Origin of the sequence: Streptomyces hirsutus, from assembly GCF_001418415.1 — a bacterium.
GTDB classification, from domain to species: Bacteria; Actinomycetota; Actinomycetes; order Streptomycetales; family Streptomycetaceae; genus Streptomyces; species Streptomyces hirsutus.
Map to the genome: position 1 here is coordinate 1 of NZ_LIQT01000214.1, position 10,748 is coordinate 10,748.

Below are 10,748 nucleotides of genomic sequence, written 5' to 3' on the forward strand. Positions count from 1 at the left end.
GCTGGCGCATACCGCCGGAGAACTGGTGCGGGTAGTCGTCCACCCGGGTCTCGGGCTGCGGGATGCCGACCTTGGCCAGCATCTCGATCGTCCGTGCCCGCGCCTCCTTCTTGGAGGCGCCGGTGTGCTTCATGTACGGCTCGGCGATCTGTCGGCCCACCGTGTAGTACGGCGAGAGCGCCGTGAGCGGGTCCTGGAAGATCATCGCGACTTTGTTGCCGCGGATCTTCTCCATGTCCCTCTCGGCCGTGGTGACCAGGTCCCGTCCCTCGAGGAGGATCTGGCCCTCCACGGTGGTGAACTTGGGGTTGTGCAGGCCGAGCACGGTCAGGTTGGTGACGGACTTGCCGGAGCCCGATTCACCGACGATGCCGAGCGTCTTGCCGCGTTCGACGTCGAAGGACAGTCCGTCGACCGCCTTGACGGTGCCGTCCTCGGTGGAGAACCGCACCCGCAGGTCGCGGACCGAGAGGAAGGCATCCGGCCCGGTCGGGGCCGTCCCGCCTTCGGTCTTGGTCAGAGTGGTCACGGTGTTTCTCCTAGCTGAGGCGCACGCGCGGGTCGATGTACGCGTACGTGAGGTCGACGATGATGTTCAGGATCAGGATGAAGAAGGCCCCGAACAGCATGACGCCCATCGTCACGGGCAGGTCCTTCGTCAGTGACGAATCGACCGCGAGACGTCCGATACCGGCCAGGTCGAAGGTGAACTCCGTGACCACGGCGCCGGACAGCAGTGCGCTGAGGTCGATACCGAGGATCGTGACGATCGGGATCAGCGAGCCGCGCCAGGCGTAACGGAAGAAGACGTACCGCTGCCTCATGCCCTTGGCGCGGGCGGTGCGGACGTGCTCCTCCTGCAGTTGCTCGATCATGGTGGAGCGGGACATACGGGTGTACTGAGCGGTGAAGATCGTGGCCATCACCGCCCACGGAATGATCATGCCGGCGGCCCAGGCGAACGGGTTCTCGGTGAACGGCTGGTAGCTCGGGTTCTCCATCCAGCCGGTCTGGTAGACGACGATGCCGAGGACGATCGGGCCGAGGAAGTAGATCTGGAACGAGCTGAGCACGATCGAAGCACCGCTGACGGCCTTGTCGGCCACGGTGCCGCGCTTCCACGCGGCGAGCAGACCCGCGCCGAGACCCACGAGCAGGAAGATCACCAGACCACCGACGGTCAGCGACAGCGTCAGCGGGAAGCGGTCCATGATCGAGTCCCAGACGAACTCGCCGCTGTCGAAGGACATCCCCAGGCACGGCGCGGAGCAGTGTCCCTGAGTGAAGTCCCGCCCGGCCACGATGCCCCTCATGAACTCCCAGAACTGGGCGGTGATGGGCTTGTCCAGGCCGAGGTTCTCGCGGATCACCGCGATGTTCTCGGGGGAGCAGTTCTTGCCGCAGGACAGCTCTGCGAAGTCCTGGGGGATCGTATAGAACAGGAAAAACGTGAAGGCGCCGATCAGGAACATGATGACGACGGCGCCGATCAGCCTGCGGATGAGGAACTGAAGCATGGCGGGTGAATGCTCTCTTCGAACGCGGCGGCAGGGAGGGGGTACCGGCCGCGGGGGTGCGCTCCGCCTGGCGCACACCCCCGCGGTCAGCCGAGCTGACGGGTTACGGCTGCTTCAGGTACAGGTCGTTGATGTTGATGTAGCTCGACTCGTTGCTGTACGTGGCGCCACCGATGTTCGAACCGTAGAGCTGGATCTGCTTCGAGTAGTAGACCGGGGCGGCCGGGTTGATCTCCTCCACGATGCGGTGGTGAGCCTGCTCCCAGGTCTTGGCGGCCTCTTCCGGCTCCTGGGTCAGGGCCTTCTTGATGAGGTCGTTGACCTGCTTGTCGTTGATGTGCGAGTAGTTCGACGCACCGTCGGCGACGAGTTCACCGTCGTAGACCGGGGTGATGACCGTGGAGGCGGACGGCCAGTCCTGGCCCCAGCCGGTCATGTAGATGTCGTACGGGTTCTTCAGCTTGCCGATCTGCTCGTAGAAGCTGGCGCGGTCGATCTCCTTCGCCTGGACGTCGTAGCCGATCTTGTTGAGCGCGTCCTTGATGATGACCATCTGGGCCTGGCCGCGCGGGGTGTTGGAGTAGGCGTAGGAGAGCTTCGTCCCCTCCTTGACACCCGCCTCCTTCAGCAGCGCCTTGGCCTTCTCCGGGTCACCGTTGGGCTTCTTCAGCTTGCCGAACGGGTCGTACGTCGGGTCGAAGTTCGGCAGGGTCGGGGCGAGCAGACCGCCGGCGACCTCACCGCCGTAGCGACCACCGTCCGCCTGGACCATGGACTGGTTCGGGATCGCGTACGTGATCGCGTCGCGGATCTTCTTGTCCTTGATCCGGTCCAGGTTGAAGTTCAGCTGCCACACGTAGGGCTGGTAGCCCTGGATGGTGCGCTTCTTGGCGTCCGCGTCGCCGATGACCGTGGACATCTGGGCCGGGTCCACCGAGTCGGTGAACTGGATGGCGTTCTTGGCCTCGCCCTGGTCGGCGATCAGACGCTTGGTCTGGCTGGGCTGGCCGACGGTGCTGCTGAAGTTGTAGCCGTCGACGTACTGGTGACGCACCGCGTCCGTCTTGGCGTCCCACTGGTCGTTCTTGACCAGCTTCATCGACTTGCCCGGCTTGTGCTCGGCGATCTTGTACGGGCCGAGGGACTTCGGGGCCTTGTCGTACTTCTCCTTCGTGTCCGCCTTCTCGGGCACGATGGAGTAGCCGGCCATGGCCAGGGCCTGCGGCAGGTCCGGGCGGGGCTGGTCGAAGTGGAAGACGACCGTCTTGTCGTCCGGGGTCTCCAGCACGGAGTCCGGCAGGTGCTTGCCCTTGTAGGGGCCGTCCGGCAGCGCCTTGCGGTAGTCGTTGCCCGAGAGCCAGGACTGGACGAAGGTCGGACCGTCGAAGATGACCTTGGAGTACAGACGCTCGATGGTGTGGCGGACGTCGGCCGAGGTGATGGCCTTGCCGTCCTCGTCCTTGATGCCGTCCTTGAGTTCGAACGTCCAGGTCTTGCCGCCCTCGGAGGACTTGCCGGAGTCGGTGGCGATGTCACCGACGACCGTCAGGTTGCCGTCCTTGTCCTCCTGGAAGTTCGTCAGACCGCGGTGGATCAGGTTGGAGAACTGACCGGCGTCGCTGACGTAGATCTGCCCCGGGTCCATGTGGGTCAGGTCCGACTGCATGTACACGCTGATGAAGCCACCGGGCTTGGCGCCGGCGACCTCTTCGGCCGGACCGTTGGACGCGGCGGCGTCACCGTAGGCGACCGGGTCCTGCTGCTTGGCGGCGTCCTTCTGGGACTTGGCGTCGTCCTTGCCCTTGTTGTTGCTGCCGCTTTCGCTGGAGCAAGCGGTCAGGGTCAGCGAGCCGGCCACGAGGGCAACAGCTATGGCACGCACGGTACGCGTTCTGATGGGCTTCATGATGCGGATGCACCTACCTGTCATTAGTTGTCCACGAGTGCTGCCTGACGGTCCGAAAGTCGGAACGGGGGCGGCAGCTCCCCCACCCACCAATGGACGGTTCAGCGTCCGGTCTTGGGGTCGAATGCGTCCCGGACGGAGTCTCCGAGAAGGTTGAAGGCGAGCACGAAGACCACCAGTGCCACGCCGGGGAAGAACATGAACATCGGGTCCTGCTCGTACACTTCGGAGCCGATGGCGAACATCCGGCCCCAGTCCGGGGTCGGCTCGACGAAGCCGACACCGATGTACGAGAGGAAGGCGATGGAGAGGATCGTTCCCGGCAGGATGTAGGTGGCCTGCACCAGGATCGGGGTGACGATGTTCGGCAGGATCTCCTTGCGCACGATGCGCCAGGGAGAGGCACCGGACACCTTCGCCGCCTCCACGAACTCCCGGTCCGCCAGCGACAGCACGGAACTGCGCACCAGACGGGCCAGACCCATCCAGCCGAGGAACCACATCACCAGGGTGATCGCCACGGCCCGCAGGTAGGTGGGGGTCTCGTCCTGCGGGGAAACGAACATCGCGGTCACCACGGGCATGAAAGCGATGAAAAACAGCTGCTGCGGGAAGGCCAGGAAGAAGTCCGTGACCCGGCCCAGCCAGTAGTCCACCCGGCCGCCGAAGTAGCCCATGACCAAGCCGATGAGCACACCGGTGAGCACGCACAGCGTCGTGACGACCACGGCCATGTACAGCGAGGTGCGGACGCCGTACAGCAGCATGGTGAAGACGTCACGCCCGAGCTTGGGCTCGACGCCGAACCAGAACTCGCCCGACATGCCGCCGAAGGAACCGGTGGGCATGGCGAAGTCGTCCAGAAGGAACGGGAAGTCCGGCTCCTGGGCGTAGAGCGTGTAGGGATCCTTGCCGTACACCTTCGCGATGAGCGGTGCGAGCGCGGAGACCACGAAGAAGAAGATCACTACGCACGCGGACACCACTCCGGTGCGGTCGCGCTTGAAGCGCTGCCACATCAACTGGCCGGGACTGCGGCCCGCGAGCTTCTTCGGCTCCTGGGCGTCGCCCTGCGGCTCGCTCTCTTTGTCCAAGACGGAAGAGGCCTCAGCACCCTCGATCTCGGTTGGACTCGTCATGATTCGTCCGTTTCACAGGTGTTGGAGGTCGTCGGGAGCGCACAAGCGGCCCGACGGCCTTCGCACGGCGTACGTCATTCGAAGCGCGCGACTGGAACAGCGACTGGAGGTCGACCCCACCGCTGGGGGACCCTGGCCCGGGACCGGCGCCGGCCGGCCCCGGGCCGGGGCAGTCAAGGAAGTTCGCGACGCCGGATCGTTGCCTCGGCCTCGAGAGCGGGAACGTGAACGGGGCTGAACGTACCCGCGGGGTCCGCACCTGTCATCGGGGACGACGCGACCCATATGGCGCTTGCAGCACCTCGCATGGGTTCCTCCTCATGAATCCACTGGTTCACCGCAAAGGGGAGCACACGACATGTCTTCGTTCACCGCCCGTCGCTGGTGTCGGAGATCGTCAGGTGCTCCCTGACCCGCGGGCCCGCATCGATGACGCGTGACCCGTTCGGCCGAGTTCTACGCGCCTAACTATCTGCCATGCGACAAGACCGAGCCACACCCACGAGGTCTCGGTTCGATCACAGCTAGGTACTACATCTTCCAAAATCCGGACAAAGGGTTTCGTCGGAGATCCCTGCGAAACGGACTTGTTACACATCTATCGGGGGTGCACGTCCGTATATCGGACACGTGTCTCAGGAAAATCCATTGCGGATAGTGCGGCCCCCGTGCAAGGTCCTCAAAGGACTGTCGTGCACTCAACACGCTTGAGCGGCAGGGCCGTTGGCCGTCGGGCCGCGCATCGGGCGTGAACTTGACCACGCCGGCGCGACGATCGTCCGCTTCGGGAGAAGGGTAGTGGGCATTGCCCACTTCAGGGGCATCTCCCGGCAAGATCGAGGGTTATCCCTACCTTCCTCTTTTGCTCCCCTTCGCCACGACACCGCGCCGCGGCATTGCGCCCTGACATTGCGCCGCGCTGTTCCGTACTGTTCCGGCCTGTTCCGACTTGTCCCCGTCCGCTGGTCCGGCGCGCATTCCGCCGCCCGCACGAACGGCACCGGGCACCCCTGCGTTCAGGGGTGCCCGGTGCCGTATGTGTCCGCGTGCGCGGGGCCGAGTGCCGGCCTGTGGATCAGCCGTGCTTGGCGCGGCTCGCGGCGCGGGCGCGCTCGCGGCCGTCCAGGTTCACCTTGCGGATGCGCACGGACTCCGGGGTCACCTCGACGCACTCGTCGTCGCGGCAGAACTCCAGGGACTGCTCCAGCGACAGCTTGCGCGGCGGGACGATCGCCTCGAACGAATCGGCCGAGGCCGACCGCATGTTGGTGAGCTTCTTCTCCTTGGTGATGTTGACGTCCATGTCGTCGGCGCGGGAGTTCTCGCCGACGATCATGCCCTCGTACACCTCGGTGCCGGGGTCGGTGAACAGCACACCGCGCTCCTGCAGGTTGGTCATCGCGAACGCGGTGACCGCGCCGGCGCGGTCGGCGACCAGGGAGCCGTTGTTACGGGTCGTGAGCGGCCCGAACCAGGGCTCGTGGCCCTCGTGGATGGAGTGCGCGATACCGGTGCCCCGGGTCTGGGTGAGGAACTCGGTACGGAAGCCGATCAGGCCGCGCGAGGGCACCACGAACTCCAGGCGCACCCAGCCGGAGCCGTGGTTCGACATGTTGTCCATGCGGCCCTTGCGGACGCCCATGAGCTGCGTGACCGCGCCCATGTGCTCCTCGGGCACGTCGATCGTCATCCGCTCGACGGGCTCGTGCACCTTGCCGTCGATCTCCCGGGTGACCACCTGCGGCTTGCCGATGGTGAGCTCGAAGCCCTCCCGGCGCATCTGCTCGACCAGGATCGCCAGCGCCAGTTCGCCTCGGCCCTGTACCTCCCAGGCGTCGGGACGGCCGGTGTCCAGGACGCGCAGCGAGACGTTGCCGATCAGCTCGCGGTCCAGGCGGTCCTTGACCTGGCGGGCGGTGACCTTGCGGTCCTTCACGGCCGCCTTCGCGTCGGCGCCCTTGCCGGTGCTGCCGCGGCCGACCAGCGGCGAGGTGTTGGTGCCGATGGTCATGGAGATCGCGGGCTCGTCCACCGTGATCAGCGGCAGCGGGACGGGGTTCTCCGGGTCGGCCAGGGTCTCGCCGATCATGATGTCCGGGATGCCGGCCACCGCACAGATGTCGCCCGGGGCGGCCTTCTCGGCGGGCTTGCGGGTGAGCGCCTCGGTCATCATCAGCTCGGAGATCCGCACGTTCTGCACGGAGCCGTCGCGCTTCATCCAGGCGACCGTCTGGCCCTTCTTCAGCTCGCCCTGGTGGACGCGGAGCAGGGCGATCCGGCCGAGGAAGTTGTCGGCGTCCAGGTTGGTGACGTGGGCCTGGAGCGGGGCGCCCTCGTCGTACGTGGGGGCCGGGACGTGCGACAGGATGGTGGAGAAGAACGGCTCCAGCGAGTCGGAGTCGGTCGGGACCGTGCCGTCCGCCGGCTTGGTCAGCGAGGCGATGCCGTCACGGCCGCAGGCGTAGACGATCGGGAACTCGATCTGCTCCTCGTCGGCGTCCAGGTCGAGGAACAGGTCGTAGGCCTCGTTGACGACCTCGTCGATACGCGAGTCCGGCCGGTCCGTCTTGTTGATGCACAGGATGATCGGCAGCCGCGCCTGGAGCGCCTTGCGCAGCACGAAGCGGGTCTGGGGCAGCGGGCCCTCGGAGGAGTCGACGAGCAGCACGACGCCGTCGACCATCGACAGGGCACGCTCGACCTCACCACCGAAGTCGGCGTGGCCGGGGGTGTCGATGATGTTGATCGTGATCGGGTCCCCGCCGTCCTTGGGGTGGTACTTCACCGCCGTGTTCTTGGCGAGGATCGTGATGCCCTTCTCACGTTCCAGGTCGCCGGAGTCCATCATGCGCTCGTCGACCTGGTCGAGCTGGTGGGCGGCGAAGGCACCTGCCTGCTTGAGCATGCCGTCGACGATGGTGGTCTTGCCGTGGTCGACGTGGGCGATGATGGCGACGTTGCGGATGTCGTGACGCTGGATGGACAAAGCCATGAGTTGGCGTACTCCCGGAATGGTGAGAAGCGCCCTGCGCAGACGGCTGTGGTGCGCGGGCCCTGCCGGGCTGAACACGCCACGGCCTCTCCCCATGGTACGGGCCCTCGGCACCGGGGGCTCGCCCTCCTCGTCCGGACCGGCCCACCGGACCCGTCACCCGGGGTGATCAGGACTGATCAGGACTCCGCATCCGAGTCCGCATCCGAGTCGGCATCCGAGCTCGGGGCGAAGTCCGGGTCCGAGCCCGATTCCGAGGCGGAGACGGAGGCGGGCGGCTCGGCGGGCTTCTCCCCCGGTGTCCCGGCCGGGCCCCGCGCGCCCTTCTTCAGGTAGCCCATGTCCTCGTAGACCGGGGTGCGGAATCCGAAGGCGCCGACGTTGGCCAGGTCCTTGCGGGCCGCGGTGAGCTGGGGGCGCTGATAGAGGGGGATCGAGCCGGCCGCCGCCCAGATGCGGGCGTCCGCCTTGCGGATCAGCCCGGCGCGCTTCGCGTCGTCGAGCGTCGCGAGGGCCTGGTCGAAGAGCTGGTCGACCTGGTCGGTGCCGACCCGGGTGTAGTTCTGCTCGATGTTCAGCGAACCGTCGGCGGCCGGGACCGGCTTGGCGTAGACGGGGCGGGCGTCGGTGGCGGGGAAGGCGGTCGCGGGCCAGGAGTAGAGGGCGAGGTCGTACTCCCCGGAGGCGATGTGGTCCGTGAAATAACTCTCGTCGTCGACCTTGGTGATCTCCGTACGGATGCCGACCCGCTCCAGCATCTTCGTAATCCGGCCGGCCACGGTGGAGAGGACCTCCGAGCCGGGCCCGGAGGGGAGCACGAAGTCGAGCGTGAGCGCCTTGCCGTCCTTGGCGAGCGGGGCGCTCTCGGCCCGGGCCGGGGCGGCGGTGCCCAGGGGCGCGTAGGCGCCGGGGACACTGCCCCGCTTCAGCCGCGTGTGCTGGGCGCCGTCCTGGGCGAGGTGGTCGTCGCCGTTGTCGCCGTCGCTCCCGGCGTCACCGTGCTCCTCGGCGTCCCCGTCGTCCTCGCCGACGATGTACGTGCCGTCGTCGTCCGCGCCCTTGTCGGACGATCCCGCCTTCTCGCCCTTACCGCCGGCGGCCTTCTCCCCCTTCTTCTTCTCCACCGGGCCGCCCGGTACCCAGCCGGCGTCCGCGAGCAGGGCCCGCGCCTCCTTGGCGTTCTGGTCGCCGAGAGCGCCGCTGCTGTCGGCGTAGGCGGTCTGCCCGGCGAGTGCGAGGTGGCTGCCGACGGGCTCGGCGGGCAGCCCGAGCGGCTTCAGGACCGCTTCCGCCAGGTCCCGCCGGTCCAGGGCCCGGGCCACGGCGCGGCGGACCCGTTCGTCGGCGAGGGGACCCTCGGCTCCGTTGAGGGCGAGCTGGGTGTAGGCGGGCTCCAGCGACTTGCGCACCTCGAAGCCGCTGAGGGCCTGCCGCTCACGCGCGAGCTCCGCGGCGGCCTCGCGCCGCTCCTCGCGGGCGGCGGCCTCCTCGTCGGCGGCCTCCTCGTCGGAACCGTTCGCGACGGCCCAGGAGCGCAGGGCCTTCGCCGCGGACCGGCCGGCCCCGCGACCGGCGGCTCCGGGGCCCATCAGGGGCGTACCGCCCTCGTCCGCACGGCTCGGCACGCTCGCACTCCCGCTCGCACTCCCGCTCGCACTCCCGCTCGTCCTCGTGCCCCGCGGGCCGGCGGCGACGGAGATGCGGCGGGCGGCCGTGGCGTCGATCTCGGCCAGGTCCAGGGTTCCGGCGGTGAGCGCGGCGACGCGTTCGTCACGGGGCACCTCGCGCAGCACGATCGTGGAGAGCCGGGCCGGTTCGCCCCACCAGCGGGCGTTGCGGGTGAGGGTGACCTCGTCGTCCTCGCGGTCGACCTTCTTCACCTTGAACGGGCCGGCGGTGACCTTCAGCTTCTTGCGGGCCCCGTCGTTGAAGGAGTCGGGGGTGCCCATGACGTCCTTCGGGTACAGCGGTGCGAACAGCGACTTCCAGTCGGCGTAGGTCCGGTTGAAGGTGACCTTGACCTCCAGGGCGCCCTTGCCGCGCTCGATCTTCTCGATGCGGTCGTAGCCGGCGTTGCGGGCGGTCCAGTAGGCGGAGTCCTTGCCGGACAGGGCGCGCCACTGGGCGGCGAAGTCGGCGGCGCCGATCTCCCGGCCGTCGCTCCAGACGGCCTGCTGGTTGAGCTTGTAGAGGACGACCTGCTTGGGCTCGGTCTCGACGACCTCGGCGGACTCCAGGTAGTCGGGGTTGCGCACCGGACGTCCTCGGCTGTCCATCCGGAACATCGACGGCAGCACGGCCTGGGCGATCCGGGTGGTGGTGGCGTCGGCGTCCGCCTGGAAGGTGTTCAGGGTGTCCGGGACGGTGTCCACGCCCCAGCGCAGGGTGCCGCCGTCGGCGACTCTCGCGCGGTCGGCGCGGGCGATGTCCCCGCCGGCGAGGGGCCGGCCGGCCGGATCGTCGTCGGAGCTGCATCCGGCCAGCGCGGGTACTGCGAGCGCGCCCGCGGTGAGGAAGGCGACCGAGCGCATGACCGCGCGCGGGCCGACGCCGTCGTGGGACATCTCTGGTTACCTCCGTGAAGCCGCGGGCGTTATGATCACTTTTGTTGGTATTTAGATTTCATCTGATGTATGCGGCCACTGAAGAGGAAAGGGTTCGGCAACCAAGAGCGACACGGCGGCCACGGATCGGAAGGGCACCCGTACGGCGTACAACACCGCGCGGTGCACCCATGCGCCTCGGCCAATCGATGCACATCCCTTCACAGCGCAAGGTGTGACGCGCAACACTCGCAGGCGCATGAACGTTGCCGCCTTGGGCCTGAAGGACCCTGAAGGACCCGCGAGAAGTGAGGGCAAGTCATGTCCGTGCACGACGAACTGGCATCCGTCCAGCGCAATCTCGACGACCTGATCCGGTCGGTGGGGCGCCTGGAGAAGCAGCTCGGCAGCGGCGGCCTGGAGATGCGCCGCGTCCGGTCCGACACCAACCATCTACGTGAGAGCGTCGCGCTGCTCCGGGAGACGGCCGTCACCACGCCCGGTGTACCGAAGCGGACCGACCTCGTCACCATCTCCGACGCACCGTACGACCCGTCCCTGTGGGTGGACACGGACGACGAGGGGCTCGGCGCACGCGACCGCCACGCTCCCTGATCCCTCCTTCCCCTCCCCCACCCCGCAGGACCCGAC

General features: G+C 67.6%; 7 protein-coding genes. 1 reads left to right on the forward strand and 6 read right to left on the reverse strand.

Going from position 1 to position 10,748, the window contains the following annotated elements:
• The 6 genes from AOK11_RS17420 to AOK11_RS17445 all read right to left on the reverse strand — a co-directional run.
• A partial coding sequence (locus AOK11_RS17420) for an ATP-binding cassette domain-containing protein (protein WP_157869387.1) occupies nucleotides 1-529 on the reverse strand: 529 nt, incomplete at its 3' end.
• Between the two features lie 10 nt (nucleotides 530-539).
• Nucleotides 540-1,517 (reverse strand): ABC transporter permease, encoded by a 978-nt coding sequence (locus AOK11_RS17425; RefSeq protein WP_055594638.1) that lies wholly within the window; start codon nucleotides 1,515-1,517, stop codon nucleotides 540-542.
• A gap of 103 nt (nucleotides 1,518-1,620) precedes the next feature.
• Nucleotides 1,621-3,423, reverse strand: a complete 1,803-nt coding sequence (locus tag AOK11_RS17430) for an ABC transporter substrate-binding protein (protein ID WP_055594639.1) — start codon at nucleotides 3,421-3,423, stop codon at nucleotides 1,621-1,623.
• Between the two features lie 101 nt (nucleotides 3,424-3,524).
• Nucleotides 3,525-4,562, reverse strand: a complete 1,038-nt coding sequence (locus tag AOK11_RS17435; protein ID WP_055594640.1) for an ABC transporter permease — start codon at nucleotides 4,560-4,562, stop codon at nucleotides 3,525-3,527.
• A gap of 1,075 nt (nucleotides 4,563-5,637) precedes the next feature.
• Entirely contained in the window at nucleotides 5,638-7,554 is a 1,917-nt protein-coding gene (gene typA, locus AOK11_RS17440; protein WP_055594641.1) for a translational GTPase TypA, read from the reverse strand.
• A gap of 179 nt (nucleotides 7,555-7,733) precedes the next feature.
• Entirely contained in the window at nucleotides 7,734-10,118 is a 2,385-nt protein-coding gene (locus AOK11_RS17445) for an ABC transporter family substrate-binding protein (protein WP_079034916.1), read from the reverse strand.
• Nucleotides 10,119-10,418: 300 nt separating this feature from the next.
• Here AOK11_RS17445 and AOK11_RS17450 point away from each other — a divergent pair, with 300 nt between their 5' ends.
• Complete coding sequence (locus AOK11_RS17450; protein ID WP_055594642.1) at nucleotides 10,419-10,712, forward strand: hypothetical protein; 294 nt, start codon at nucleotides 10,419-10,421, stop codon at nucleotides 10,710-10,712.
• The last annotated feature ends 36 nt before the right edge of the window (nucleotides 10,713-10,748 follow it).